1 pseudogene is annotated in these 303 nt (G+C 70.0%); it reads left to right on the top strand.

From position 1 onward, the window contains the following. Window positions 1–34 precede the first annotated feature (34 nt). Window positions 35–303, top strand: a pseudogene (locus tag IG65_RS35575) (hypothetical protein); the annotation flags it as partial.

Here is a 303-nt window from a genome sequence, read left to right as displayed (position 1 = left end):
GAGCGGTTCCGGGGGTGAGGATCTCGCGGACTTGGTGGACCGGATCACCGCCGGCTTGCGCGCGCTCGCGCCGCCGGGATGGCAGCGGCTGGAGGCATCGTTCGCGTTGACCGTTGTCACCGAATCGGCGTTGTTCGTGGTCGATGACGGGCACGGGCCGGTCAGGTGTCAGGTATCGGATGAGGTGTGGGCGTCGGTGCGCCGGCACCGGCAGGTTTCGGCTGAGCTGGAGAGCGAGCCGTGGTGGCGGATGGTGGTGCGCGCCGACGCGGAGGACGTCGAGGTCGTCGTCGATCACGGGGC

Source organism: Nocardia sp. NRRL WC-3656, from assembly GCF_000720265.1.
GTDB classification, from domain to species: domain Bacteria; phylum Actinomycetota; class Actinomycetes; order Mycobacteriales; family Mycobacteriaceae; genus Nocardia; species Nocardia nova.
This window is presented reverse-complemented; position numbering and strand designations above follow the sequence as displayed.